20 protein-coding genes and 1 pseudogene are annotated in these 25,870 nt (G+C 69.5%); 12 read left to right on the top strand and 9 right to left on the bottom strand.

The genetic code is table 11. From position 1 onward, the window contains the following. Window positions 1–287: 287 nt before the first annotated feature. The 4 genes from ACWD0Y_RS11780 to ACWD0Y_RS11765 form a co-directional block, all read right to left on the bottom strand. Window positions 288–1,658, bottom strand: coding sequence for an RICIN domain-containing protein (locus tag ACWD0Y_RS11780; RefSeq protein ID WP_450260195.1), 1,371 nt, complete (start codon window positions 1,656–1,658; stop codon window positions 288–290). A gap of 25 nt (window positions 1,659–1,683) precedes the next feature. After that, window positions 1,684–3,114 (bottom strand): endo-1,4-beta-xylanase, encoded by a 1,431-nt coding sequence (locus tag ACWD0Y_RS11775; protein ID WP_450260194.1) that lies wholly within the window; start codon window positions 3,112–3,114, stop codon window positions 1,684–1,686. A gap of 870 nt (window positions 3,115–3,984) precedes the next feature. Beyond that, window positions 3,985–4,134: a hypothetical protein gene (locus tag ACWD0Y_RS11770; RefSeq protein ID WP_450260193.1), complete on the bottom strand. Its 150-nt coding sequence runs from the start codon at window positions 4,132–4,134 to the stop codon at window positions 3,985–3,987. A 435-nt stretch (window positions 4,135–4,569) separates the two neighbouring features. Then, window positions 4,570–5,541 carry a glycoside hydrolase family 6 protein gene (locus tag ACWD0Y_RS11765; RefSeq protein WP_450260192.1) on the bottom strand — a complete coding sequence of 324 codons (972 nt, stop codon included), beginning with the start codon at window positions 5,539–5,541 and terminating at the stop codon, window positions 4,570–4,572. Window positions 5,542–5,812: 271 nt separating this feature from the next. On the opposite strand from ACWD0Y_RS11765, the gene ACWD0Y_RS11760 reads away from it, so the two are divergent. After that, the gene (locus tag ACWD0Y_RS11760) at window positions 5,813–6,844 is read left to right on the top strand and encodes a LacI family DNA-binding transcriptional regulator (protein ID WP_450260191.1); all 1,032 of its coding nucleotides are present in this window, start codon (window positions 5,813–5,815) and stop codon (window positions 6,842–6,844) included. A gap of 676 nt (window positions 6,845–7,520) precedes the next feature. On the opposite strand, the gene ACWD0Y_RS11755 is transcribed toward ACWD0Y_RS11760, so the two are convergent. Both ACWD0Y_RS11755 and ACWD0Y_RS11750 read right to left on the bottom strand, forming a co-directional pair. Further along, window positions 7,521–9,740, bottom strand: coding sequence for a glycoside hydrolase family 3 N-terminal domain-containing protein (locus ACWD0Y_RS11755; protein ID WP_450260190.1), 2,220 nt, complete (start codon window positions 9,738–9,740; stop codon window positions 7,521–7,523). A gap of 9 nt (window positions 9,741–9,749) precedes the next feature. Beyond that, window positions 9,750–10,763 carry a LacI family DNA-binding transcriptional regulator gene (locus ACWD0Y_RS11750; protein WP_450260189.1) on the bottom strand — a complete coding sequence of 338 codons (1,014 nt, stop codon included), beginning with the start codon at window positions 10,761–10,763 and terminating at the stop codon, window positions 9,750–9,752. A gap of 231 nt (window positions 10,764–10,994) precedes the next feature. On the opposite strand from ACWD0Y_RS11750, the gene ACWD0Y_RS11745 reads away from it, so the two are divergent. The 9 genes from ACWD0Y_RS11745 (at window position 10,995) to ACWD0Y_RS11705 (ending at window position 20,736) form a co-directional block, all read left to right on the top strand. Next, window positions 10,995–12,287: an extracellular solute-binding protein gene (locus ACWD0Y_RS11745; RefSeq protein WP_450260188.1), complete on the top strand. Its 1,293-nt coding sequence runs from the start codon at window positions 10,995–10,997 to the stop codon at window positions 12,285–12,287. A gap of 109 nt (window positions 12,288–12,396) precedes the next feature. Next, window positions 12,397–13,293: a carbohydrate ABC transporter permease gene (locus ACWD0Y_RS11740; RefSeq protein WP_450260232.1), complete on the top strand. Its 897-nt coding sequence runs from the start codon at window positions 12,397–12,399 to the stop codon at window positions 13,291–13,293. Beyond that, a complete protein-coding gene (locus ACWD0Y_RS11735) occupies window positions 13,290–14,120 on the top strand; it encodes a carbohydrate ABC transporter permease (protein WP_450260187.1) in 831 nt (276 codons plus the stop codon). The genes ACWD0Y_RS11740 and ACWD0Y_RS11735 overlap by 4 nt, the downstream gene beginning before the upstream one ends. A 69-nt stretch (window positions 14,121–14,189) precedes the next feature. Continuing rightward, a complete protein-coding gene (locus ACWD0Y_RS11730; protein ID WP_450260186.1) occupies window positions 14,190–15,551 on the top strand; it encodes a glycoside hydrolase family 30 protein in 1,362 nt (453 codons plus the stop codon). 29 nt (window positions 15,552–15,580) lie between these two features. Beyond that, window positions 15,581–16,621, top strand: coding sequence for an endo-1,4-beta-xylanase (locus tag ACWD0Y_RS11725; RefSeq protein ID WP_450260185.1), 1,041 nt, complete (start codon window positions 15,581–15,583; stop codon window positions 16,619–16,621). Further along, complete coding sequence (locus tag ACWD0Y_RS11720) at window positions 16,618–17,664, top strand: Gfo/Idh/MocA family protein (RefSeq protein ID WP_450260184.1); 1,047 nt, start codon at window positions 16,618–16,620, stop codon at window positions 17,662–17,664. The genes ACWD0Y_RS11725 and ACWD0Y_RS11720 overlap by 4 nt, the downstream gene beginning before the upstream one ends. Continuing rightward, window positions 17,661–18,521, top strand: a complete 861-nt coding sequence (locus tag ACWD0Y_RS11715; RefSeq protein ID WP_450260183.1) for a DUF6807 domain-containing protein — start codon at window positions 17,661–17,663, stop codon at window positions 18,519–18,521. Before ACWD0Y_RS11720 ends, ACWD0Y_RS11715 begins: the two co-directional genes overlap by 4 nt. Further along, on the top strand, window positions 18,518–19,261 hold the full coding sequence (locus ACWD0Y_RS11710; protein ID WP_450260231.1) for a cupin domain-containing protein: 744 nt from the start codon (window positions 18,518–18,520) through the stop codon (window positions 19,259–19,261). The genes ACWD0Y_RS11715 and ACWD0Y_RS11710 overlap by 4 nt, the downstream gene beginning before the upstream one ends. Beyond that, window positions 19,261–20,736 (top strand): non-reducing end alpha-L-arabinofuranosidase family hydrolase, encoded by a 1,476-nt coding sequence (locus tag ACWD0Y_RS11705; protein WP_450260182.1) that lies wholly within the window; start codon window positions 19,261–19,263, stop codon window positions 20,734–20,736. The genes ACWD0Y_RS11710 and ACWD0Y_RS11705 overlap by 1 nt, the downstream gene beginning before the upstream one ends. A gap of 397 nt (window positions 20,737–21,133) precedes the next feature. Here ACWD0Y_RS11705 and ACWD0Y_RS11700 read toward each other — a convergent pair whose 3' ends face one another. The 3 genes and pseudogenes from ACWD0Y_RS11700 to ACWD0Y_RS11690 all read right to left on the bottom strand — a co-directional run bounded on the left by ACWD0Y_RS11700 (window position 21,134) and on the right by ACWD0Y_RS11690 (window position 24,343). Further along, a complete protein-coding gene (locus tag ACWD0Y_RS11700; protein ID WP_450260230.1) occupies window positions 21,134–22,171 on the bottom strand; it encodes an SGNH/GDSL hydrolase family protein in 1,038 nt (345 codons plus the stop codon). A gap of 291 nt (window positions 22,172–22,462) precedes the next feature. Continuing rightward, window positions 22,463–22,651, bottom strand: a pseudogene (locus ACWD0Y_RS11695) (alpha-L-fucosidase); the annotation flags it as partial. Between the two features lie 216 nt (window positions 22,652–22,867). Next, window positions 22,868–24,343: a glycoside hydrolase family 43 protein gene (locus tag ACWD0Y_RS11690; RefSeq protein WP_450260181.1), complete on the bottom strand. Its 1,476-nt coding sequence runs from the start codon at window positions 24,341–24,343 to the stop codon at window positions 22,868–22,870. Window positions 24,344–24,434: 91 nt separating this feature from the next. Here ACWD0Y_RS11690 and ACWD0Y_RS11685 point away from each other — a divergent pair, with 91 nt between their 5' ends. Both ACWD0Y_RS11685 and ACWD0Y_RS11680 read left to right on the top strand, forming a co-directional pair. Then, the gene (locus tag ACWD0Y_RS11685) at window positions 24,435–24,644 is read left to right on the top strand and encodes a hypothetical protein (protein ID WP_450260180.1); all 210 of its coding nucleotides are present in this window, start codon (window positions 24,435–24,437) and stop codon (window positions 24,642–24,644) included. Between the two features lie 731 nt (window positions 24,645–25,375). Further along, window positions 25,376–25,792: a carbohydrate-binding module family 20 domain-containing protein gene (locus ACWD0Y_RS11680; protein WP_450260179.1), complete on the top strand. Its 417-nt coding sequence runs from the start codon at window positions 25,376–25,378 to the stop codon at window positions 25,790–25,792. Window positions 25,793–25,870: the final 78 nt, after the last annotated feature.

Here is a 25,870-nt window from a genome sequence, read left to right as displayed (position 1 = left end):
TTGCCGTACTGAACCACCTCGGCCGCGGCAAGCAGACCGAGAGCGGGGACAAGACCGGCCCGGCGTACGGGAGCACTCCGGAAGCAACACCCGCGCCCGCCGCCCGCTGATCACCACCGGTGAGGCCCAGGGGCCCGCTCCCCGACGGAGCGGGCACCGCTCTTGCTCCGCTCCGGCTCCGCGGTGGCCTCGGCCGAGGGCAGCACGGAGGCGGAGGCCAGAGCCCTGGACGACGACGGGGGAGTGGAACCAGGACCATCCTGGCTCCACTCCCTGGTGCGGGCGTGTCACTGGAACTGTGCGAAGAACCTCCAGATCTCTCCCTTGGTCCAGGTCGCGACGCCGCTCTCGGCGGGGGAGCCGTCGACCGGACCGGGTATGTGGCCTCCGTCGAACGCGGCCCATTGGACCGGGTACCCGGCACGGCAGCCCGAGTAGGTGGTGGTGATGTGCGTCCGGCTGCCCGGAGCGGGCTCACGCGGGCTCTGGGGGGTGCAGCCGTTGTTGCTGACGAATCTGTCGCGCAGGGACCGTCCTTGCGCGATGGTGAGGACGGAGTCGCTGATGCCGTGGATTCCGAAGTAGGCGGTGGGCTGGGTGCCACCGCTGCACCCGCTGATCTGGCCGCCGGAGATGACCGCGACAGCCCTGAAGACGTTCGCCCGGGTGCACGCGAGTGCGTAGCTCATACCGCCGCCCCAGCTGAAGCCCGTGGCGAAACGCTGTGCCGGGTCGACGCAGAGACCGCCCTCGATTCGCCGGATCATGTCGTCGACGAAGGTGACGTCCTCGCCGCCCGTATTGGCCCAGCCGTTGCCGAGGCCCTGGGGGGCGACGAGGATCGCGCTGTTGTTCGACTGTTCCTGCTGGCCGTAGTAGGACCAGGCGGTTCCGCTCGTTCCGCCCGAGGCGACGTCACCGGCGGTTCCGCCTCTCCAGTGGAACGCGAAGATCAGCCGATAGGGCTGGCTGCTGTTGTAGTTGGCGGGAACCCTGAGGATGAAGCTGCGGCTCTTGCCGCTGCTCTGAATCGTGTGCGTACCGCTCGCCAGGGTCGGGGCGCTGCCGCATCCGCCGCCGCCACCGGACGACAGCTTGACCATCTGCCATTGCTGGTTGGCGCCGCCCCAGTCGGTGTACTGGACGACGTGGGCGCCGTCGGCGGTGGAGGCGCCCTGCACCTCCACCGCCTTGCCGCTGTTGCGGTTGACCAGACGGACGTGGCCCGCGTCGGAGTCGGCCAGGCGGAACTGCTGGTTGGCCCCGTTGGCATCGGCCCACTGCGCGATCGCGGCACCGTCGGCGGTCGAGGCGTCGGCCACGTCGAGAACCTTGCCCGAATGCCGGGCCTTGAGCCGGTAGAAGCCGCCGCCGGAGTCCACGAACTGCCACTGCTGGTTGGCTCCGTCGTTGCGCGTCCACTGGCTGACTCGCGCGCCGTCGGCGGTGGACGCGCCAGGGACGTCCAGCGCCTTGCCGCTGTGGCGATTGACCAGGACGTACGAGGCGTTGGGGTCCACCGTCGCCGCCTCGGCGGGCGTCGGATTCACCGCGACGAGCATGCCGGTCGCGAGGGTCGCCGCCACCACGGCGGCGATCCGGGACCACCAACGATGTCTTTGTGGAGGGGCGGGGGAAGCCGCACCGTAGGTCTTCATCGCTTCACCTTTTCGCCGTGGCAGGTCAGGTGCGGGTCCAGCGTTGGTTGCTGCCGTTCGAGCAGGAGTAGAGCTGGATCAGGGTGCCGTTGGCGGTGCCGTTGGCGGCGGCGTCGAGGCAGAGGCCTGACTGGACGCCGACGATGGATCCGTCGGAGTTGAGGCGCCATTTCTGGTTGTCGCCGCCCCAGCAGCTGTAGATCTGGACCTTGGTGCCGTTGCCGGTGCCGGCGGCGTCCAGGCACTTGTTGCCGTAGACCCTGAGCTCGCCTGCGGCGGTGTAGGCCCACTGCTGGTTGGTGCGGTTGTTGCAGTCCCACAGGTTGACCTGGGTGCCGTCGGTGGTACTGCTGCCGGGCACGTCCAGGCAGCGGCCCGAACCGACGCCCTTGATCTGTCCGGAACCGGGCGAGGGGGTGGGGGAGGTGGCGTTGAGTGCGTTGAGGACGGCGGTGTAGGCGGGCTTCTCGCTGCCGTCGCCGTTGAACAGCAGCGGCGAGTGCTCCGGTCGCCAGGAGTCGGTGTCGCGCACACCCCAGACGGTGATGCCGAGGCAGCGCGGGACGGCCAGGCAGTCGTTGGTCACGTTGGCGTAGGTCGTGGCCGAGGCGCCCTGGATGTCGAGTTCGGTGATGGCCACGTCGACGCCGAGGGCGGCGAAGCTCTGCAGGGTGGTGCGGAAGTTGCTGTTGTAGGGGCTGTCGCTGTTGAAGTGCGACTGGAAGCCGACGCAGTCGATCGGCACGCCGCGCTGCTTGAAGTCCCGGACCATGGCGTACATGGCCTGGGTCTTGGCCCAGGTCCAGTTCTCGACGTTGTAGTCGTTGTAGCAGAGCTTGGCGGCCGGGTCGGCGGCGCGCGCGGTACGGAAGGCGACCTCGATCCAGTCGTTGCCGGAGCGCTGCAGGTTGGAGTCGCGCCGGGCTCCCGAGGTGCCGTCGGCGAAGGCCTCGTTCACGACGTCCCACTGGGTGATCTTGCCCTTGTAGTGGCCCATCACGCCGTTGATGTGGTTGGTCATCGCCTGGCGCAGCGCGCTGCCGCTGAGGTTCTGCATCCAGCCGGGCTGCTGGGAGTGCCAGGCCAGGGTGTGGCCGCGCACCTGCTTGCCGTTCTGCACCGCCCAGTTGTAGACGCGGTCACCGGCGGTGAAGTTGAACTGGCCCTGCTGGGGTTCGGTGGCGTCGATCTTCATCTCGTTCTCGGCCGTCACCGAGTTGAACTCGCGGCCCGCGATCGTCGTGTACGCCGAGTCGTTGAGCCGGCCCGAGGCGATGGCGGTCCCGAAGTAGCGGCCGCTCTGCGCCGCCGCGCTGCCGAGCGTGCTCTCGGCGGCGTGTGAGGTCTGCGGCGCCACCAGCGCGGCGGCCGAACCGAGGACGCCGACGACCAGGGCCGTTAACAGACGGCCGGCCTTCCGGCGGACGGTGGGTGGGGGAATGGCATTTGAGCCCATGACTGAGCCTCCAGGAAGGAAATCACGGAAGGGGTAAAAGCGCGGCAGAACGAATCCGCGTCAGGGACGCCCGCGCCCATTGACAAGGGGCGCTTACCAGCAGGGCGTAACGATCCAAGGCCGGCACCCGACACTCGCACAGACGGGTGGCACCGCCTCGGGACTCAGCGTGGAGACCTCACCGAAACATGTCAAGAGTTTCGAAAGCATTTCGAGAATCATTCCCTCGATGCGGTCCAGTGGCGGCTTTCGGCTGTGCAAGGCTCATCGAAAGTCTTTCGACGAGGATCGCCCGAGCCGAGGTGTCTTTGAAAGCTCAGGCAAAACCAGACGATCACGTGACGTCCCCTGCCGTCTCGTGTTGGCTCCTGGCCGTCCCTCACATTCGCTTTCGGACAAACAGAGAGGAATCCGGGCCGGGCACGGATATCAGCGCCAACGAGTGGGCGCTGGATCTGAACGGCTGCTCCTGAGGGGAGTTCCCGCCATGAACGAGTATTTTCTTCATTTCGCATCTCTGGGGCACTGATATCCGTCATCCCGGGGCGCCCCCCCCGTTGAAGCAGGGAGCGTGTCTTCACGTGCAGCCGTGCGCGGCCGGCACGGATGGACGGCCCCCGGGACCGCCGTCGGCGTAACGGCACTCGCCGGGCCAGGCTTGCCGAAGCCCACGGCGCTCGCCCGCTGCATCTCCGCGACCTTGCCCAAGCCCCCACCGCCGGTGGAGTGCAGGATGCCCCCCTGCCCCCTCCGGTGGTTCACGGGTCGCCTGCGATGCCCGGGGCCGTCTTGAGCTGTCCGTGAACGGGCCCCGTGCTGCCGTACCCGACTGTTCGCCGGGAACGACGTCCGGCGAGGTGGGGACCCCGGTCAGTGCAAGACCGTGTGGAACTCCGGGGTGGGATCGGCGTTCCACCGGCCGTCGGGCTGGCCGACGGTCCGGATCCACAGGCGTCCGGTGGTGATCGCGCCGGTAAGGCCGTACGGAGAGCGGTCGCGCAGCGGGATGTCGCAGGCCACCAGGACGGGAACCGTCCGGGTTCGTTCGGCGCGGCGTACCAGGTCGCGTACGCGGGATTCGACCTGGTTCGGGCTGCCGTCGGTGAACCAGCCGGGCAGCAGCCGGCCAACTGGTCGGCTTCGCCATGGACTTGACGCCCTCGAAATGCCGGTGGAGGAGGCCGGTGACGGCCTGGTGGGCCGCGTCGCTGCCGGGATCGACGGAGAAGCGGGTGTTTGCGGGAAGCGCGGGGGAGGCCGGCGCGGAGCTCGCCTCGGCAGAGGCCGGGGCTCCGGCGCCGAGGAGCAGCGTGAGTGCGCTCGCGGCCGGGACGGATCGGGACGGGGATACACACGGAGTTCCTTCGGCGGGGGTGCTCGGTGTCGCGGGCCCTGGCGTCGGACCGCGTGGCGGTCGGCCCGGCGCCAGGGCCCGGCCTTCGGTGAGGGAACGGGTCAGTAGCCGTAGATCATCTTGTAGGCGACCTCCGGCAGGAACTGTCCGGCCGAGGAGCCGGCCCCGACGCCGCAGTTGCCGTCGGACTCACCGGGGATCTTGATCCACAGCAGCATCTCGGCACCGCCGCCGCGTTGGCTGGGCGTACCGATCCGGCGGCCGGCGGGGTTGCACCACTCGCCGTTGGAACCGTTGCCGTTGCGGCTGGTGTCGACGACGAATGGCTTGGTGTAGCCGTAGGAGCTCAGGGCGGAGTTGACCGCTTTGCCGTAGGAGGTGTTCTGGTCGGTGGTGAAGTAGTTGGAGACGTTCAGCGCGAAGCCGTGTGCCCCGCTGACACCGGCGGCGGCGAGCTGCTGCGCCATGGTCGAGGCGCCGATCCAGCCGGGGTTCCCGGCGTCGAGGTAGACCCAGGTGTTGGGCGCTTTGGCCTTGAACTGGGCGATCGCGTTCTTCAGCATGGCGTTGCGCTCGGCGATCTGGCCGGCCGTCATGCAGCTCTCGTGGCCGAGCGCGTCGGGTTCGAGGACGACGACGGCCGGACGGCTGCCGATGCCACTGGCGAAGGCGGCGATCCAGGTGTCGTACGCGGCGCGGCTCCCGGCGCCGCCGCCGGAGTGGCCGGCGCAGATGTCCCGGTTGGGGATGTTGTACGCGACCAGGACCGGCAGCTTGTCGTAGGAGTCCGCGCGGCCGACGTAGGCGCCGGCGGCCGCGCCGATGTCGCCGCTCCAGTTGCCGAACCAACGGGCTGCCGGGGTGTTGGCGATGGATGTCCGGATCGCTGCGGCCCGGCCGTCGCCGGGGTTCGCGTTGGCCCACCGCAGGGCGGAGTTGTCGGGGTCGGTGTAGAAGCCGCTGGTCATGGCGGTCGGGTCGGCGGCGTGCGCCGTCCCGGCGTTGATCACGGCGAGACCGGCGGTGAGAACACCGGCCAGCAGGACGGATGCAGCTCGGACGGACTTGCGCATGGTTCTTCCTCCGATGGGTGGGGGCGGGGAAGTGGAAGCGCTTCCAGTTTTGACGTGAGTGGGACCGCGTTGATGGGATGATTGGGGCCGTCGCAAAGGTGTGTCAAGAGGTTGAACACGGCAGCACCGCGGTGGTCGGCGTGGCTCGATAGGTTGGAAGCGCTGCCAAATCGAGACAAGAGCGTCATCCGCGAGCAGGTCCGAAATCGGGACGGTGCATGGAATCATGGCCCCTGTTCGCCGTCCGCGTGAGCCTGAGGGGCAGTTTTCCATGGAGCCGTCACCCAAGCGCATGCCGACGCTCGACGAGGTGGCTGCACGAGCCGGCGTGTCGCGCACGGCGGCCTCCCGAGTGATCAACAACGCCCCGCACGTCAGCCGTGCCAAGCGGGAAGCGGTCCAACGGGCGGTGCGCGAGCTGGATTTCGTGCCCAATCCGTCCGCGCAGGCCCTGGCGACCCGCAGGGTCGGAACGGTGGTGCTGGCGGTCTCCAGCGACGAGCCGGGGCTGTTCGCGGACCCGTTCTTCGCGGAGGTCATCGTCGGCGTCAGCGTGGCGCTGGAGCAGACGGATCTGGAACTGATCCTGCTGCTGGCCAACACCCCGCGCGGCCGGGAGCGGTTCGAGCGGTTGCTGCGCTCCCGCCGGGCCGACGGCGTCATGTTGATGGCGCTGCGCGGCGACGATCCGCTGGGACGCCTGAGCGAGGAGGCCGCTCTCCCCGTCGTCTTCGGCGGACTCCCGCTCACCGGGGAGCCCACGTGGTACGTGGACGCCGACAACCGGGGCGGTGCCCGCCTGGCCGCCGAGCACTTCGCGCGCACCGGCCGCCGACGGCCTGTCATGATCACCGGACAGGTGGACGCCAGGGCCGCCGTCGCGCGGGAGCAGGGGTTCACCGAGGGACTGACGTTGTCCGGCCTGCCGCTGCTCGGGGTCGAGCCCGGGCAGTTCACCGAGGACGGCGGCGCCGAGGCGATGGAGCGTCTCCTCCGGGCGCACCCCGGTGCCGACGCGGTGTTCGCGGCCTCCGACGCGATGGCCATCGGCGCTCTGCGCACCTTGCGGGAACGAGGGCTCCGGGTGCCCGAGGACGTCGCGGTGATCGGCTTCAATGACCTGGCGAGCGCCCGGCACACCAGCCCGCCGCTGACCACGGTCCATCAGCCGGTACGGGCGCTGGGGCAGGAGATGGCCAGAATGCTGGTCAGTGCCATCGAAGGACACCGCCCCAGCCCGCTGATCCTCCCGACCCGCCTGACCGTGCGCGAGTCCGCCCCCGGCCTGCCCGCGTCGGCCTGATCGGTGGGCGCTTCCGTCAGGGCCGGCCCGGTCGGACCGGACGCGCTTCCCACGCGTTTCCCGGCCATTGCCGCCCCACGTCTTGACGTCGTCCTCTCGTGCGGCAGAAACTTCCCGGCGTGACCTCCTGGAAGCGCTTCCAGAGCCCGGAGGCCGCCCTCACTTCTTCGAGCGCCTCCGCCTCTCCCGCTGGGAGGCTCCACGAGCCGGCACACCGTCAGCAGGCGAGCGCTCCCGCATCTCCCCATCAGTCCAGGCCCTCGTCGCCTCGTCGCCGCGAGCCGGTGAGCAGGAAGCCGCCGACTGACTCTCCGCTTTCCCCGGGCTTCCTGCGGGGCAGCGCCACCTCGGCGTACCAGATCGGGGGAGCGGTCGGCGAGGGCGGGCGCACCCCCGCCGATTGCTTCGCCGCCTGGTGGCGGCTGGCCCGCCCGGGACACCGCCGAACGCTTCGGCGAGTACGAGGCCCTGGTGGCCGGCGCCCTGGGCGGGCGGGTGCCGTACGGGACCACCCTGAACGAGCCCTGGCGCTCGGCCTTCCCCGGACCGGCAGGGCGGAGAGGGAGGGCTTCCTGCGTGTCGCCGCGATCAGCCTGTGGCGATCGCGGGACTCGGCGCGGGCAGACGGACGGGCCGGGCCGGAACCCGGGCAGCGCGGGATCACCGGACAACGTGGTCATGGAACCGGGACGATCTCGACCGGCACGGACAGCACCCGGTCGGCCGCCGGGTGACGTACGGGGCCGTGCAGGGTGAAGGAGCCCTGGAGCGGAAGATCGCCACTGGACCGTCCGACGGCCACGCCGATCTCCCCGGGCTCCACTCTTCTTCGCAGGTCGACCCCGGTGAAGGAGGTCCGGTCGGCATGGACGGAGAAGGTGATCCGGGCGGCCGCGCCCGGTTGCAGCTCGACCCTGCAGAATCCGGCGAGCCACCGCTGCGGCCGGACGACGGACGCCTCAGGGTCCGAGAGGTACAGCTGGGCCACCTCGGTCCCGGCCACCTCGCCGACGTTGCGTACGGTGACCGCAACGGAGACGGTTCCGTCCGTCGCGGCGACGGGATCCACCGAGAGCTCCGAGCAGGTGAAGCTGGTCCAGCTCAGCCCGTGTCCGAAAGGGAACAGCGGGGTCGGGTCCACCGAGCTCCAGTCGGTGTGCCCGCCGAGCCTGGAGTGCAGGTAGGTGCCGGGCTGTCCGCCGACCTGGCGGGGGATGGAGACGGGCAGCCGCCCGGACGGCTCCGCGGCCCCGCTGATGATCCGGGCGAGCGCCGTCCCGCCCTCCTCGCCGGGGAAGAAGGCCTGCACCACGGCCGATGCGCGCTCGGCGAGCGTGCCGAGCGCGTACGGCCGTCCGGAGACGAGGACCAGGACGGTCGGCGCCCCGGAGTCCAGGACGGCGGAGGCGAGTGCGGCCTGGTCGCCGGGCAGGTCGAGGGTCTCGGCGTCGCAGCCCTCTCCGGAGGTGCCCCGGCCGAACATGCCGGCCCGGTCCCCGAGCACCACCACGTTCACGTCCGGATCGTCCGCGGTGACCGTGAACCCGGCAGTGGTGAGCGCCTCGCCGAGCGTCGGGATCTCAAGCCCGAGGTCGCCGGGCAGCGCGACGTGGTTGGGGAAGGAATAGCAGCCGAGGAAGGACTGCGGGTCGTCGGCGTACGGCCCGCTGACCGCGACCCGGCACGGCCGCAGCGGCAGGGTGCCGTCGTTGGCGAGCAGCACGGTGGACCGTTCGGCCAGAAGCCTGGCCAGTGCCCGGTTCTCCGGCGGGTCGAGTTCGACCGGCTCCGGCTTGACGGGTTCCCAGGCGGGGTCGAGCAGGCCGAGCCCGGCCTTCTGCAGCAGGACCCGTTCCGCGGCCCGGTCGATGAGCGCCTCGGGTACGCTTCCCGACCGCACGAGCTCGGTCAGCGGCTCGCCGTAGCAGCGGGCCGTGGGCAGCTCGACGTCGATTCCGGCGGTCAGCGCCAGCGCGCCGGCCGCGCCGCGCGATCCGGTGACGCCGTGCCGGGTCTCCAGGAAGGAGACGGCGTAGTAGTCGGCGACGACCACACCGCTGAAACCGAGCTCACCTCTGAGCAGTTCGGTCAGCAGCCGTTCGTCGGCGGCCACCGGGACACCGTCCACGTCGGTGTAGCTGTTCATCACCGACCGGGCGCCCCCCTCGCGCAGTGCCCGTACGAAGGGCTCGACCAGCACGTCGGCGAACTCGCGCGGTCCCGAGGCGACGGGGGCCATGTTCCGGCCGCCGCGCGAGGCCGAGTACCCGGCGAAGTGCTTGAGCGTCGCCACGATCCCGGCGCCTTCCAAGCCCTGCACATAGGCGGTGCCGATCGCTCCGACGAGATAGGGATCCTCGCCGATGCACTCCTCGGTCCTTCCCCACCGGTAGTCGCGGACCACGTCGAGGACTGGAGCCAGCCCTTGGTGGACGCCGACCCGCCGCATCCCCGTGCCGATGGCGAGGGCCATCTGTCGCACGAGCCCGGGATCGAAGGACGCACCCCAGGCGAGCGGCCCTGGGAAGACCGTGGCCCCGAACGTCATGAACCCGGTCAGGCACTCCTCGTGAGCGACCGCCGGGATCCCGAACCGGCCGGATCCGGTCACCTGCCGCTGGAGTGAGGCGAGCCGCTCCATCCCGGCCTCCGCGGTGACCGGCGCGGTTCCGTACACCCGGGTGAGCTGGCCGAGCCCGTGGGCGACGATGTCGTCGAGGCCGGGCGCGGACTCGCCGGAATCGTCTTCCATCGGCGCGACAGGTGCTCCCGGATTCGAGGGCAACGCCCAGAAACCGGCGAGTTGCCCCGCCTTCTCCTCCAGCGTCATCCGTCTCAGCAGATCGGCGACTCGCACGGACGCGGGCAGGAGGGGGTCACGCCAGGGCTCGGTCAAGAGGTTCTCCTAGGGACGAGGCGGGGCGGAGGAGAGCCGGACCTTGAGCTCGGTCGAGAGCTCCATCCGGGGGCTGACCAGGGGCTGGTCCTCCAGAAGCTGGAACAGTGTGCGGGCGGCGAGCCGGCCCATCTCCTCCAGCGGCTGACGCACCGTCGTCAGCGGAGGTGACAGCCATTCGCACATCGGCAGGTCGTCGAAGCCGACCACGCTGAGGTCCCGCGGGATGCTCAGCCCAGCCTGCCGGGCGGCTTCGTAGACGCCCATCGCCTGCTGGTCGCTACCGGCGAAGACGGCGGTCGGCGGCTCGGGGAGGGCGAGCAGTTCCCGGGCGCGCTGGAACCCGCCCTCGTGCTGGAAGTCACCGAACCGGATCAGATCGCGGTCCACCTCGATCCCGGCCCGCTCCAGCGCGGCCCGGTACCCGTCGATGCGGGCCTGGCTGCAGAGCATCTCCTTGCGCCCGCCGATCGCGGCGATCCGGCGGTGCCCCAGCTCCAGCAGGTGCTCGGTGGCAGCGAGGCCGCCCGCCCAGTTGGTCGCGCCGATGCTCGGCACACCGTTGCCCGGCAGGTCGATCGGGTCGATGACGACCAGCGCCACCCCGGCCCGTTCGACCTGGGCGCGCTGGGCCTGGGTGACCGAGGCGGTGACGAGGATGACGCCGTCGCTGTGGTGCAGGACCGGCAGTGCGGCCCAGCTCGACGGCGTGGCCTCGCCCGGCGGGACGAGCGACACGACGGTGCCGACGCTCCGCTGGGCGCACTCGGCCTCGACGCCGCGCAGTATCTCCACCGCCCACGCGCTGTCCAGACCGCCGATGATCAAGTCGACCAGGCCCGACCTGCGGGCCCTGCCCTGCCGGCCGGGCTGGAGGTAGTTGTGGGATCGCAGCAGGGTCTCGATCCGTTCGCGTGTCGAGGACGCGACATCGGAGCGGCCGTTGACCACCTTGGACACGGTGGCCTGGGAGACCCCTGCCTCCGCGGCGATGACGGCCAGGGTCGGACGCTGCTCGCTCAACTTCACTCCTCCGCGCGGCGCCTGGGGACGGCGACATGTACCGCAAACTTTTCGAAGAGTTTCCGGTTGGCGTGACCTGCTTGTCAAGCAAAAAGAGCTGTTGTTTTCAGGGAAATTGGTGACAGGTCTTGACCGAGAAGCCTCGCGTTCCTAGTTTGTGGCAGCACAGAATTCGAGAGTGTTACGAAATATTTTCGAGCTCGAGTCGGCATTTCCCACCCCGGAGGTCCCATGGCCAGCACCCCCCCGAGTCGACGACGCTTCCTGGCGCTCTCGGGCCTGACCGCCCTGTCCGTCTCGCTGACCGCGGCCTGCGGCGGTGACGACTCCGGCGGCAAGCCGGCGGCCGACGGCAAGGTGACCTTCGCCTGGTGGAACATCGCCACGACGGAACCGGGCAAGTCCCTCTTCCCGCAGATCTCCTCGGCGTTCACGGCCGCTCACCCGAACATCAGGATCGAGACGACCTCGTTGGAGAACGAGGCGTTCAAGTCCAAGCTGACCGCCACCACCTCTTCCGGCAAGCTCCCCGACGTCTTCCAGACCTGGGGCGGCGGCGTGCTGCAGCAGCAGGTCGACGCGGGGCTGGTCGAGGACCTCACCGACGCGTTCGGCTGGTCGTCCGACCTCACCCCGGTGTCGCTGCAGGCCTATCAGATCGAGGGCCGGACCTACGGGGTGCCCTACGACATCGGCATGGTCGGTTTCTGGTACAACAAGAAGCTCTTCGCCAAGGCCGGGATCACCGCGCCGCCGGCCACCTGGGCCGATTTCCTCGAAGACGTCAAGAAACTCAAGGCGGCGGGCGTCACTCCGATCGCCCTCGCGGGCAAGGAGAAATGGCCAGGTCACTACTACTGGGCCTACCTCGCGATGCGCGTCGCGGGCCTCCCCGCGCTCCAACAGGCCGCTACCACCAAGGACTTCACCGGCGCCGGGTTCGTCCAGGCCGGTACCCACCTCAAGGAGCTGGTCGACCTCCAGCCGTTCCAGACGGCCTTCCTCGGCGCCGGCTACGCCACCCCGGGCGGCCAGGCCGCGACCATGGGCAACGGCAAGGCCGCCATGGAGCTGATGGGGCAGTGGGCGCCGTCGGTGCAGCAGGACGCGGGCGCCGACCTCGGAGCGGACCTGGGCTTCTTCCCCTTCCCGACGGTCGACGGCGGAGTCGGCCGGGCCACCGAGGTGTTCGGCGGCGGCGGCGGTTTCGCGCTGCGCAAGGGTGCCCCGAAGGAAGCGCTGGACTTCCTGAAGTTCCTCGTTCTGGAGAACGAGTCCAAGCTGCTGGCCTCCAACGGCTACCTGCCGGTGGTCAAGGGCGCGGAGCGCCAGCTCACCGACGCCAACAAGAAGGTGGTGGCCGACAGCCTGGTCAAGGCGACGGGCTTCCAGCTCTTCCTCGACCAGGCCTACCCGCCGGCGGTCGGCCAGGAGGTCAACGACAGTGTCGCCGACCTCATCGCGGGCAAGAAGACGCCCGAGCAGGTCACCCGGTCGATCACCGAGGCTGCGAAGGGTGCCTAGCTCCGTGGCTGCCCCGGCCAAGGACCCGGCCGAGGGCCCGACCGGGGAGCGGACGGAGGGCGCCGTACCCGTGCACTCGCACGCCCCGGCCCGGTCGCTCCCGCGCGAGCTGGGAAGCTGGGCGTCGATCGCCTGGTTCCTCGTCCCGGCTCTGGTCCTCTTCCTCGTCTTCGTCCTCGCCCCGATCGCCGTCGCCGTCCACACCAGCTTCTTCAAGTGGGGCGGAATCGGCCCCATGGACGACTTCGTCGGCTTCGAGAACTACACCAGGCTGTTCGCCGATCAGGTCTTCCTCGGCGACATGGGACGCGGGCTGTACCTGATCGTCCTGTCGATCACGGTGCAGTTGCCCTTCGCGCTGTTCACCGCGGTCCTGCTCAACCAGAAGCTGCGCGGCCGGGCCGTCTACCGCATGCTGTTCTTCGCGCCGTACATCCTGTCCGAGGTGGTCACGGCGGTCCTCTTCACCATGATCTTCCTTCCCGGCGACGGCATGGCCGACCATCTCGCCGGTGCCCTCGGCCTGGAGGGGCTGCAGGGCAAGTGGCTCGCCGATCCCTCGACGGTCATGCCGACCCTGTTCGTGGTCATGACCTGGAAGTACTTCGGCTTCCACATGATGCTCCTCCTCGCCGGGCTGCAGAGCATCCCGCGCGAGATCCTCGACGCCGCCTCCATCGACGGCGCCGGCGCCTGGCAGCGCTTCCGGTACGTGACGCTGCCGCTGCTCGGCCCGACGATCCGGATCAGCGTCTTCCTTTCGGTCATCGGGGCCATCCAGCTCTTCGACCTCGTCTGGGTCATGACCGCGGGCGGGCCCAACCACTCCTCCGAGACGATGGCGATCTCGATGTTCCAGTTCGGGTTCAAGCGCTACCAGGTCGGCTACGCCAGTGCGATCAGCGTGGTGCTGTTCATGATCAGTCTGGTCTTCTCCCTCTTCTACCAGCGTTACGTGCTCCGCCGTGACCTGAGCGGGGCCGTCACCACGGGAGGCGGCCGATGAACGCCCGCAGGACGGCACGCGGCCTGTCGCTGCACGCCGTGGTATGGCTGATCGCCGCGTTCGTCGTCGTGCCGCTGATCTACGCGGTGATCTCCGGGTTCAAGAGCACCGGCGAGCTGACGACCAATCCGTTCGGGCTGCCGGAGCACTGGAAGACCGGCAACTACACCGGCATTCTCGGCGACGGAATGTTCTGGCGGCAGATCGCCAACAGCGCGGGCATCGCGATCGGCACGACATGCTGCACGGTGGCGGCCTCCGCGATGGCGGCGTTCGTGCTGGCCCGCTACGCCTTCCGCGGCAGGGAGCTGTTCTACACGCTGTTCACGATCGGGCTGATGTTCCCGTTCGCGGTGGCCGTCCTGCCGCTGTTCCTGCTGCTGCGCAACTTCGACCTGCTCGACAACCCGCTCGGAGTGATCCTCCCGCAGGCCGCCTTCGGGCTCCCCATGACGATCATCATTCTGCGCGGCTTCTTCCGGACCATCCCGGCGGAGGTCGAGGAGGCGGCCATCATGGACGGCTGCGGCAAGTTCCGCTTCTTCTGGAAGATCCTGCTGCCGATGGCACGGCCGGCGCTCGGCACGGTCTCGGTGCTGGCGATCGTCGCGAGCTGGAACAACTTCTTCCTGCCGCTGCTGGTGTTCAACGACCCGAAATGGCAGACGATCCCCGTCGGCGTCCAGCAGTTCCAGGGTCAGTACTCGACCGACTACGCGCTCGTCCTCGCCTACATCGTGCTCGCCATGGTCCCCGCCCTCGCCTTCTACGCCGTCGCCGAGCGCCAGCTGATCGGCGGCCTCACCGCGGGCGCCACCAAGGGCTGACCCGTCCCGTGTGACCTCCACCCCCGAGGAGACCTTGTGAAACGTCTGACCGCACTGACAGCCGCTTTAATGTTAGCGCTCACATCGCAGGCCGCTGCCGACCCCGCACAACCCGCCGCCCCCGCCCGGCCCGCCGTCGACTTCCGCGCCGAACTCCAGCCCATCGACGGATTCGGCTTCTCGATGGCCTTCCAGCGGGCCGACCTGCTGCACGGCGCGCGCGGCCTCAGCCCGGCCAAGCAGCGCGAGGTGCTCGACCTGTTGCTCAGCAAGGACAAGGGCGCGGGCCTTTCGATCCTGCGCCTGGGCATCGGGTCGTCGACCGACAGGGTCTACGACCACATGCCGACGATCCTGCCGGCCGACCCCGGCGGGCCGGACGGCACGCCGAAGTACGTCTGGGACGGCTGGGACGGCGGCCAGGTCTGGCTCGCCAAGGAGGCCAAGGCCTACGGCGTCAAACGGTTCTTCGCCGACGCCTGGAGCGCCCCGGCCTTCATGAAGACCAACGGCAGCGAGAACGACGGCGGCGAACTGCGGCCCGAATGGCGTCAGGCCTACGCGAACTACCTCGTCCAGTACGCGAAGTTCTACCGGCAGGAAGGCATCAGGATCACCGACCTGGGGTTCACCAACGAACCCGACTGGACGGCGACCTACGCCTCGATGCGGTTCACCCCGCAGCAGGCTGTCGACTTCCTCAAGGTGCTCGGGCCGACCGTTCGCGCGTCCGGACTGAGGACCGGGGTGGTCTGCTGCGACGCCGCGGGCTGGGACCGGCAGGTCGCCTTCACCGAGGCCATCGAGGCGGACCCGGCGGCCGACAAGGCCGTGCGGACCATCACCGGCCACCGCTACAGCGGTCCGACCGAGGTCCCGCAGCCGACCGACAAGCGTGTGTGGATGTCGGAATGGTCGCCGGACGGTTCCACCTGGAACGAGAACTGGGACGACGGCAGCGGCTACGACGGTCTCGCCGTCGCGGCCGACATCCAGAACACCCTGACCGTCGGCAACGCCAATGCCTACGTCTACTGGACCGGCGCGTCCCTCGGCGCGACCCGGGGGCTCATCCAGCTCGCCAACCCCGGTGACGACTACCGGGTGTCCAAGCGGTACTGGGCGCTGGCCGCCTTCAGCCGGTTCATCCGCCCCGGCGCCGTCCGCGTGCCGGCCACGAACGCCGACCCGGCACTGCAGATCACGGCTTTCCGCAACACCGACGGCAGCCGCGTGATCGAGATCCTCAACACCGCGACCACCGGGAAGTCCGCCGAGTTCTCTCTTCGCGGCGGACGCGACCGGCACCCTGACGGCTACGTCACCGACGAGACCCGCTCGATCACCCCGGCCGACATCGTCTCCACGCACGGCACGACCCTCACGGCGAAACTCGCCCCGCGCGCACTGACCACGATCGTCCTCGACTGAACCGCCCAGCACCCGAGGAGCAGCCCGTCATGTCCGTGTCCCGGATTCTCACCGCTCTGTCCGCCGCCATCTGCCTCACGGCCGGACTCGCCGCCGCGCCCGCAACCGCCGAGCCCCGCCCCAGGACGCTCGGCGAACTGGCCAAGAAGCACCACAAGTACTTCGGCTCCGCCACCGACAACCCCGAGTTCACCGACGCCGCCTATCTGAAGCTCCTCGGCAGCGAATTCGGGCAGACCACCCCCGGCAACGCCATGAAGTGGTACGCCACCGAGCCCGAGCGCGGCGTCTTCGACTTCACCGCCGCCGACGAGGTCGTCGCGTTCGCCAAGGCCCACCACCAGAAGGTCCGCGGCCACACCCTCGTCTGGCACAGCCAGCTCCCCGCCTGGCTCACCGAGCGCACCTGGACCGCCGACGAGCTGCGCGCCGTCCTCAAGAAGCACATACAGACGGTGGTCCGGCACTACAAGGGCCAGGTGATCCACTGGGACGTCGTCAACGAGGCCTTCAACGAGGACGGCACCTACCGCGAGTCGCTCTTCTACAAGACGCTCGGCCCCGGCTACATCGCCGACGCCCTGCGCTGGGCCCACGAGGCCGACCGGAAGGCCAAGCTGTACCTCAACGACTACAACGTCGACGGGATCGGTCCCAAGAGCGACGCCTACTACCGCCTGATCAAGCAGCTGAAGGCCGACGGCGTCCCGGTGGAGGGCTTCGGCATCCAGGGCCATCTTGCGCTCCAGTACGGCTTCCCCGCCGACGTCCGGCAGAACATGCAGCGCTTCGCCGACCTCGGGGTCGAGGTCGCGGTCACCGAGCTCGACATCCGGATGAACCTCCCCGCGACCCCTTCGATGCTCGCCACCCAGGCCACCTGGTACGCCGACTACGTCAAGGCCTGCCTGGCAGTCAAGAAATGCGTCGGCATCACCATCTGGGACTACACGGACAAGTACTCGTGGATCCCCTCCGTCTTCCCCGGTGAGGGCGCGGCGCTGCCCTACGACGAGAACCTGCTGCCCAAGCCCGCCTATTACTCGATCAAGGAGGTGCTGGGCGGATGATCAGAACGGCGATCGTCGGAACGGGCGGGATCGCGGGCATCTGCCACGTTCCCGCTCTCCGGGCGCAGGCGCACCGGACCATGATCGTGGCAGCCGTCGACGTGGACGCCGCGCGCGCCGAGGCGTTCGCGGCCGAACACGGGATCCCCGCGGTCTACACCGACCTGCACACGATGCTCGAGGAGCAGAGGCCGGACCTCGTCCACCTGTGCACGCCTCCGTTCCTGCACGCCGACCAGGCCGTGGCCTGTCTGGAGTCGGGGGCGTGGGTGTGGTGTGAGAAGCCGGTGGCGCTGTCGCTGGCCGAGCTCGACCGGATCCATGCGGCCGAGGGGCCCGCCGTCGCGGGCGCGGTGTTCCAGCACAGGTACGGCACGGGGGTTCGGTACCTGCGTGACCGGATCGCGGCGGGGACGCTGGGCCGTCCGCTGGTCGCGCAGTGTGTCACGGCGTGGTACCGCGACGACGCCTACTACGACGTGCCGTGGCGCGGCACATGGGAGAGCGAGGGCGGTGGCCCGACGCTGGGCCACGGCATCCACCAGATGGACCTGATGCTCGCGGTGCTCGGCGAATGGGCCGAGGTACGCGCGATGGCCGGCTGCCTGGAGCGCGACGTCCAGACCGAGGACGTGTCCGCGGCCCTGGTCCGCTTCGGGAGCGGAGCCATCGCGACGGTCGTCAACAGTGTCCTTTCCCCACGCGAGGAGAGCTACCTGCGGTTCGATCTCACCGACGCCACGGTCGAACTGCGGCATCTGTACGGCTACTCCAACGCGGACTGGACGTTCACTCCCAGCTCGTCCGGCGTGAAGTGGGACCCGCCGGACAACCTGCCCAGCTCGCACACCGCCCAGCTCGCGGCCTTCCTGGACGGCTACGAGGCGGGGATCCGGCCCGACCTCGGCAGGTCCACCATGGAACTGGTGACCGCCTTGTACAAGGCCGCGATCACCGGCCTGCCGGTCCGGCGCGGGGAGATCGACGCGGCCGACCCGTTCTACGGCTCGCTCAACGGAGGGCGCCCGGAGGTGTTCCGATGACGTTCGAACTCCTCGAGAACGAGGACTCGCTGATCGTCCGAGCTCGCGGCGTCGACCTCTTCCGGTACGTGCACCGGCCGGTCATGGACCCCTTCGAGGCGCCGAAGCCCTATCTGCATCCGGTGCGCACGCTCGCCGGCGACGTGGTCACGGGGTACCGGCCGCACGACCACCGCTGGCACAAGGGCCTCCAGATCACGGCGTCGTGGGTGTCGGGGCAGAACTTCTGGGGCGGCGGCACCTACCTGCGTGGCCGGGGCTACGTGGACCTGCCGAACCTCGGCACGATGCGCAGCCTCGCCGTATCCGCCGAAACGGGCCACGGCCGCACGGTCATCACCGAGGACCTGGCCTGGCACACGATGGCGGGGGAGCACTGGATCGACGAGCGCCGCACGCTGACCGCACGCGACGTCGAGGCCGACTCCTGGACCCTGGACGTCACCACCGCGCTGACCAACGTCCACGACACCGATCTGATGTTCGGCAGCCCCGGTACTCAGGGCAGGGAGCTCGCCGGATACTCCGGTCTGTTCTGGCGCGGCCCGCGCGACTTCACCGGTGGCGACGTGATCGGCCCCGCGATGGGCGAGCAGGGCGACTGGCTGGCCTTCACCGGCACGCACGACGAGGTCGACCGCTCCTCCACGCTGCTGTTCCTCGACGATCCGGACGCCCCCTGCCACTGGTTCGTCCGCAGCGAGCCCATCCCCGCCGTCAACCCGTCTCTGGCGTTCGGCAAGGAACTGCCGCTGGCCCCGGGCGACACCCTGTCGCGCCGCTACCGGATCGTCGTGGCCGACGGCGCGTGGACCCCCGGGCGCCTGACCCGCCATGTCGCGGAACACCCGTGGTGACCCCGCTCCCCGGTGGCGTGGGGATCTCCGGGCTGACCGTGTACGACTGGGAGGCCGCCGACGGGCTGTGCGGCGGCACCCCCCACATGCACCTCGTCTGCTCCGAAGCCTACGTCGTCACCGGCGGCACGGGCAGCGTCCAGACCCTCACCGCCTCCGGCTTCGCCGACACCCCGCTGCACCCCGGCGACGTCGTCTGGTTCACCCCCGGCACGATCCACCGCCTCGTCAACGACGGCGGCCTGCGCCTCGTGGTGCTCATGCAGAACAGCGGACTGCCCGAGGCGGGCGACGCCGTCTTCACCTTCCCCGCTCCCGTACTGGCCGATCCCCACGCCTACCGGACGGCGGCCGCCCTGACCGGCGACCAGGCCGCGGCGGCGCGCCGCCGCCGCGACCTGGCACTCGAAGGTTTCCTGGCCTTGCGCGAAGGCGGGCTGCGGGAGTTCCACGTCGCGGCCCACCGCCTGAAGAGGGAGCTCCTGGACGCCTGGTGGATCCGCTGGCGTGACGGCCCCCTGGCCACGGCCGTCGAGACCGGCCGTCAGCTGGAACGGCTGAAGGCCGGAGACCTCACCCACCTCGGCCACGGCGAAGTGTCACGACTGGAGCGCCCGGAGCACCCGCTCTTCGGCATGTGCGGCCTCCTTCACCCCTATCCCGTCCCCGCCTCCCCGACGCGGCCGCTCCGCGGTGCGTCGGGGTCACCTCACCTCCGTCACTCAAAGGAGCTCTTCTGATGCGGTTTCGCCATCCACCCCTGGTCCTGAGTCTCGTACTCGCGGTCCTGTCCTCCTTGCTGCTCGGGGCCACTTTCCTCGGTGCACCACCCGCCGCCGCGGCGACCGTCGACCCCAACGCCTCGTACGTGCTGGTCAACCGCAACAGCGGCAAGGCCCTGGACGTCCACAACCTGGCGACCGGCGACGGCGCCCGCATCACCCAGTGGACCAGGAACGATCAGAACCAGCAGCAGTGGCAGTTCGTCGACTCCGGCGGCGGCTACTACCGCATCAAGTCCCGCCACTCCGGCAAGGTGCTGGACGTCCACAACAAGTCCACCGCCAACGGCGGCGCGATCGTCCAGTGGACCGACCTGAACGGCACCAACCAGCAGTGGCGGCTGGCCGACAGCTCGGACGGCCACGTGAGGTTGATCGCGCGCCACAGCGGCAAGGCCCTCGAAGTACAAGGCGGTTCCACCGCCGACAACGCGAACATCGTCCAGTACGACGACTGGGGCGGCACCAACCAGCAGTGGCAGCTCGTCCGGGTCGGCGCCGGCAACCCCAGCCCGACGTGCGAACTTCCGTCGACGTACCGCTGGTCGTCGACGGGCGCGCTGGCGCAGCCCAAGCAGGGTTGGGCCTCGCTCAAGGACTTCACCGTCGCCCCCTACAACGGCAAGCACCTCGTCTACGCGACCACGCACGGCGCCGCGGGAACGGGAGCGGGCTGGGGTTCGATGAACTTCACCCCGTTCACCAACTGGCCGGAGATGGCCTCGGCCGGCCAGAACGCGATGTCGAACTCCGTCGTCGCGCCCACGCTCTTCTACTTCGCGCCGAAGAACATCTGGGTGCTCGCCTACCAGTGGGGCAGGACCGCCTTCTCCTACCGGACGTCGAGCGACCCCACCAACCCGAACGGCTGGTCAGCGGAGCAGGAGCTCTTCTCCGGAAGCATCACCGGCTCCACGACAGGCCCCATCGACCAGACGCTCATCGCCGACGGCACGAACATGTACCTGTTCTTCGCCGGTGACAACGGCAAGATCTACCGGGCCAGCATGCCGATCGGGAACTTCCCGGGCAGTTTCGGCTCGACCTACACAACGATCATGAGCGACACGACGAACAACCTGTTCGAAGCCCCGCAGGTCTACAAGCTCCAGGGCCAGAACCGCTACCTCATGCTCGTCGAGGCGATCGGCTCGCAGGGCCGCTACTTCCGCTCGTTCACGGCCACCAGTCTGAACGGCACATGGACGCCCCAGGCCGCGACCGAGAGCAACCCCTTCGCCGGCAAGGCCAACAGCGGCGCCACCTGGACCAACGACATCAGCCATGGCGAACTGATCCGCGCCGGCGCCGATCAGACCTTTACCGTCGACCCCTGCAACCTGCAGTTCCTCTACCAGGGACGCGACCCCAACTCCGGCGGGGAATACGGTCAGTGGCCCTACCGTCCTGGTCTGCTGACACTGCGGCGCTGACGATGTGACACGGGTCCGGCTCCGCGGTGGAGCCGGCGTGGCGGGCTCGGCGGAAGGCCGAGCCCGCCCGGCGGTCCCGGAGCAGGTGGAGCGCGAAGCCGGTGCGGCCGTGTCCAGTCCGGACAGCGGGCCGGGACCTCCTTCATGCCGGCGCGGTCTTCCCCGGTCGGGCCGGTGGCAGCCCCGGTCCGCCGCACGGCCCGGCCGACCTGGCCGCGTACCAGTTCCGCCTCTCGAACCCGGGCGCAGCATGCACGGCACAAGGCTGCCGATGGACCGACAGCGCGGGCAACGCGTGGCGGGGGTCGGCACTCTCGGCCGCCGGGCCGAGCCGCACCGCATCAGGAGTCGGATGTCCCGTAGCCGGACCTGTGGTGCTCCTGGGCGGTCGGTGCCGTCACCAGCCCATCGGCAGACCGGAGATGAACGAGGTGAGACGGTCAGAGATGACCCGGTCGTCGTGGGCCGAGTAGTGCCAGTGGCAGCCGAGGAAGTCCAGGCCCGCGCTGTCGAGGACCCAGTGGCGGACCTTGCTGTCGCCGGCGTCCTCGCGCGCCTCGACCACCTGCTGGACCTGGTCGGCGAACTGGCCGGCGCCGACGGCCACGATGGTCGTGCCGGCCCCGTAACGCGTCCGCAGCTTCTGGAGGAAGTCGCCGTAGGCGCTGCGGTAGGCGGCCGCGAGGCTGTCGGGCGTCCACGGCTCACCGGGGTTGACGGCGGTCGAGAAGTCGTTGGTGCCGAGGTTGACCACCACGAGCTGCGGACGCCAGGTGCCCGGGTTCCGCCAGACGTCGCCGGAGACGTTCAGCAGGGCACGGTCGTAGAAGGTCCGGTACGTGACATCCGGTGAGCCTCCGTTGTAGTTGCGCACCATGCCGAGGCCCGAATAGCCATTGATCTGGTAGTCGGCGTTCAGTCGTCGGGCGGTGAGCGCGCCGTAGCTCACGTCGGTGTTGGTGGTCCGCTTGACCTGGTCCGAGGTGCAGTCGCGGGAGGTCGAGAGGTTGCCGTAGCCCACGGTGAGGGAGTCGCCGATGAACTCGATCTGACGGTTGCGGGCGGCCGGCCTGCTCAGTACGGCACCGCCGGGCGCGGCCCGGAAGCCCCCGAACGTACTGGTGTCCCCCGGGGTGTCGTTGCGCTTGACGAGCCGGACCGTGTGCACGCGGTTCTGCAGTCCGTTGATCCAGTGCGTGGTGTCGCCGGGCGTGACGAGTGTGGCGACGGTGGTCCCGTCGACCTGGACGTCGTAATCGGCGGCCGAGTCGTTGAGCACGATGCCCACGCCGGTGCCGCGGACGCGGCCCTCGAAGTACACACCGGGCCAGCTGTACTGCACGGTGTTTCCGGCGTCCTTGACCCGCCCCGCGGTGTGCACCCGTCCGAGCACCCCTGTCGCACGGGCCGGCTGCCCCTGCCGGTCGGCCGGCACATCCCGCGCGTTCGTCTCCACGGTGGCCGCCCGCGCCGTCCCGGCGGCGCCAAGTCCGGTCAGGAGAGCCGCCGTCAAGGCGGTCGCCACAGTCAGCACCCCTGGGTGTCTTCCGCGTCCCCGCCACGACGCGCTGAAAGTCCTGTGCGTGCCATCTTTCTGCATGCGTATCCCTTTCGTTGAGTGCGTGGTCGCCCTTCCTCCGGGGCGCGCGCCGCCACGTGGGCGGCAGCGGGTTCCGCCGGCCACAGCGCGCTGAGGCTCTACGGCGTGGTGCCGGTTGGCGTTGCAGGCGGGGATGCTGAAGGCGCCCCAGTGGAAGCGGATCCCGCACTTCGCGTCCTGGAACCACACCGGGGCCGGCGGGTGCTGGTCGACCGAGTCCCGGTCAGGCGTGTGCGTCCTTGGCGCCGCCCCGACGGCACCAGCGGCCGCCGTGGCCGCGCAGGGTGCGGAGGCCAGGAACTGACGTCTGTTGATCGAGGAGCCCGGCGTCGAGCAGCAGGCCGGCGGCGACGACCAGGGTGAGCAGCATGTTCGTTGTGCGACTCGGGAGTCGCCTCGCGGCTTGGTACGAGTGGGTCATGTCCCTCGGGTCCCTTCCGGTTTCGGGATGGTGTGGGGGCGCCCCGCCTGCGGGACGTGCGTACAGGCGGAAATCCAGGGGGTTACGGCGCGCTCACGTCGCCGGATCGCTCAGACGGTCGGTTCGTACACGAACCAGTCGGCGTGGACGGTGCCCCGGGCCGCGTACAGGCCGATGACGCGGCCCGTGAATCCGCCGGCCACCTCGGTCGACAGATAGCGGCCGTCGAGCGTGGCGAGTGCGGCGAAGGTGCCGTCCGGCTGCTCCACGCCGAGGGTGATGACGTCCGGTCCGGTGCGCGCGTCGTGCGGCTGGGGCGGCGGTGTGATCCTTACGGACAGGACGACCGGGCCCGCGGGCACCGGCAGCGTGGCCACGGTGGCGCGGACCGAGCCGACGCGTGAGACGACCTGCACCTGGGTGCCGTCCGTTTCGATGGCGTAGTGGTGCTGCTCGTCGAGGCGTACGGCGAGACCGCCGGCGCCCTGGGCCGCATCGACCAACGCGCCGGCCCGGCAGGCGAAGTGCTGTTGGCGGCGGCCGATGAAGACGGCGTCCGGCTCGTCGAGGGACGTACCGCGGGCCCGCAGAGTCAGCCGGCCCGGGTGGTCCTTGGTCGTGCAGTGCTCGGGGGACCGGTCGCGTACGGAGATCCAGGACGGGTGGAGCTCGGGGAGGTCGAAGTCGTCGCGGAACGGTGCGCCGGCGGCGATGCCGGTGCCGGCGGGGGAGACGATCTCGCCGACCACGGGCCAGCCGTCGTCGGTCCAGGTGACCGGTGCGAGGAACGTCTCGCGGCCCATCACGTGCCAGCCCGGGGTGCCGCCGTGCGGCCGGACGCCGAGGAACACCATCCACCACGAGCCGTCCGCGGCCTGCACCAGATCCCCGTGACCGGTGTTCTGCACGGGGTGGTCCGTGCCGCGGTGGGTGAGGAGAGGGTTGTGCGGGCAGGGCTCGAAGGGGCCGCTCGGGCCGGGCCCGCGGGCGATGGAGACGCCGTGCCCGCGCTCGGTGCCGCCCTCCGCGATGAGCAGGTACCAGTACGCGCCGATGCGGTAGAGGTGCGGCGCTTCGGGGGCCTTGGCGCCCGGCGCCCCGGACCACAGCCTGCGCTCCGCACCGAGCGTGCGCCCTGTGTACGGGTCGATCGCGACCTGCCCCACCCCGGCGAACGTGCACCAGCAGGTGCCGTCCTCGTCCCAGGCCAGGTCCGGGTCGATGCCGGGGACGCCGGGAAGCCACACGGGATCGGACCAGGGGCCGGCCGGGTCGGTCGTGGTGACCAGCAGATTGCCGCCGCCCTCGGAGCAGTTGGTGACGATCAGGAAGAAGCGGCCGTCGTGGTGGCGCAGCGTCGGTGCGTAGATCCCCCCGGAGGACGGCATGCCGACGGGCAGACGCAGCTGTTCCGGCCGGTCGAGGACGTTGCCGATCTGGGTCCAGTGCAGCAGGTCACGGCTGTGGAAGAGCGGGATGCCGGGGAAGTACTCGAAGCTGGAGCAGACGAGGTAGTAGTCGTCGCCCACGCGGCAGATGCTGGGATCGGGGTGGAAACCCGGAACGACGGGCTGATCGGACACCATGGGGCCTTTCATCAGTGGTTCGGGGTGCGGACGGGGCTGCCGGTCAGCCCTTGACGGCGCCGGTAACGAGGAGGGCTGCTCCGAGGACCCGGTGCACACCGCCCGGATCGGCCAGGCGGACGTGGTGATCGTGGTCCTCGGCGACCACCCGATGGTCGCCGGCCGGGAGGCCGAGGACCGCGCGGGAATCGAACTTCCCAAGAAGTATGAGCAGTTGCTGCGCGAGGTCGTGGCCATACTGAGAGAGTGCCCCTGCGTCAGGGCCGGCCACCGCAGTGACATGACTTCCGCACACCCGTAGCCGTCGGCTTCTGCCCCACACCGGTCGCGGCCGGCTGCCATACGCGCGCGCCGAGCACCTGTTCAAGCAGGTCGCCAAGCAGCACGACCGTCCTGAGTGCGCCACGAAGGGGACTTCGCGTGCTCAGGACAACCGTCCAGTGATCAATTCCTTAATGGCGATGATCTTCTGCCCACTGCTGTTGCTCACGAGGTCACGACCCACAACCTGCGTGAACATGCCAGTTCGCAGGGCATTCGGCGGTGTGAAGCCGTACGCGGGGGCCATACGCGTGCGGTGCGCAAAGGCGGCTGCCTCCCTGTAGCCGCCTCGTCAGACCGGAGGGACGTCATGCGACCCGGCCGCGCGTGGTCTCGTCACGCGATGACCAGGGGGCCGATCGGTGAAGCGAAAACGCTCCTGCCCGAGGGGGTCCGTGCAAATCAAGACGTTGTCGATCAGGGAGAGGGACGGCAAGCGATCACCCATGGTCACGCTGCCGAATCGAGACCACCCGCATTATTACGCAAAGTGATGTCGTGGCTACTCGCCTCATACTGCGGCGTTGTCTCTGACCAGCTTCTTGCAGGACTTTCATTCATCGTAAAACCACTTGAACTGCAAAGATGTATGACTCGTGGCTCAATGACTGAAAGAGTATTCAAACCTTTGCGCAAGGAGGGGGTGGGTCGGGAGGATGGCTCTCGTAAGGGCCTGACAACCGTCTTTCAGTCATACGGAAGGACCCCCTCATGAACCACAGCCGTCGTCGGACATCCCTGCGCCTGGGGCTCGCAGCCGTGTTCGCCTTACTCTTCGGGCTGTTCACGGCTCCGCCCACGCTCGCCGCACCTGCTGTGCGAGCCGACGAGAGCTCTGTCGTGGCGTCGTTCAACGTCACCGCGTACACGCAGTGGGGACAGCAGATCTACGTCACCGGCAATCGGCCCGAACTCGGGTCGTGGAACCCGGACAAGGCGGTACCGCTCTCCTCGGCTTCCTACCCCACCTGGTCGGCCACCGTCGTCCTGCCCGCCAATACCCGCGTCGAGTACAAGTACATCATCAAGGCCGCCAACACCCCCGTCTTGTGGGAGACCGGCCCCAACCGCACCACGACCACGCCGCCCACAGGCGTCTATGCCACCCGTGACGGTTTCCGTAACTGACCTGCCACGCGACGATGTGCCGGGCGGACGGGCCGCCCGGCACATCCCGTTCCCACCGGCCTGATCGCGAAATCTCCC

The organism is Streptomyces altiplanensis (assembly GCF_053591575.1).
The sequence above is the reverse complement of the archived record's forward strand: the minus strand, read 5'-3'. Positions and strand labels throughout refer to the sequence as shown.

Excerpts from the sequence above, each read along its gene's own strand:
- ACWD0Y_RS11730 (WP_450260186.1), top strand. The coding sequence starts at position 14,190 with ATGTTAGCGCTCACATCGCAGGCCGCTGCCGACCCCGCACAACCCGCC.
- ACWD0Y_RS11705 (WP_450260182.1), top strand. The coding sequence starts at position 19,261 with ATGCGGTTTCGCCATCCACCCCTGGTCCTGAGTCTCGTACTCGCGGTC.
- ACWD0Y_RS11720 (WP_450260184.1), top strand. The coding sequence starts at position 16,618 with ATGATCAGAACGGCGATCGTCGGAACGGGCGGGATCGCGGGCATCTGC.
- ACWD0Y_RS11780 (WP_450260195.1), bottom strand. The coding sequence starts at position 1,658 with ATGAAGACCTACGGTGCGGCTTCCCCCGCCCCTCCACAAAGACATCGT.
- ACWD0Y_RS11775 (WP_450260194.1), bottom strand. The coding sequence starts at position 3,114 with ATGGGCTCAAATGCCATTCCCCCACCCACCGTCCGCCGGAAGGCCGGC.
- ACWD0Y_RS11725 (WP_450260185.1), top strand. The coding sequence starts at position 15,581 with ATGTCCGTGTCCCGGATTCTCACCGCTCTGTCCGCCGCCATCTGCCTC.
- ACWD0Y_RS11680 (WP_450260179.1), top strand. The coding sequence starts at position 25,376 with ATGAACCACAGCCGTCGTCGGACATCCCTGCGCCTGGGGCTCGCAGCC.
- ACWD0Y_RS11715 (WP_450260183.1), top strand. The coding sequence starts at position 17,661 with ATGACGTTCGAACTCCTCGAGAACGAGGACTCGCTGATCGTCCGAGCT.
- ACWD0Y_RS11745 (WP_450260188.1), top strand. The coding sequence starts at position 10,995 with ATGGCCAGCACCCCCCCGAGTCGACGACGCTTCCTGGCGCTCTCGGGC.
- ACWD0Y_RS11690 (WP_450260181.1), bottom strand. The coding sequence starts at position 24,343 with ATGGTGTCCGATCAGCCCGTCGTTCCGGGTTTCCACCCCGATCCCAGC.
- ACWD0Y_RS11735 (WP_450260187.1), top strand. The coding sequence starts at position 13,290 with ATGAACGCCCGCAGGACGGCACGCGGCCTGTCGCTGCACGCCGTGGTA.
- ACWD0Y_RS11765 (WP_450260192.1), bottom strand. The coding sequence starts at position 5,541 with ATGCGCAAGTCCGTCCGAGCTGCATCCGTCCTGCTGGCCGGTGTTCTC.
- ACWD0Y_RS11760 (WP_450260191.1), top strand. The coding sequence starts at position 5,813 with ATGGAGCCGTCACCCAAGCGCATGCCGACGCTCGACGAGGTGGCTGCA.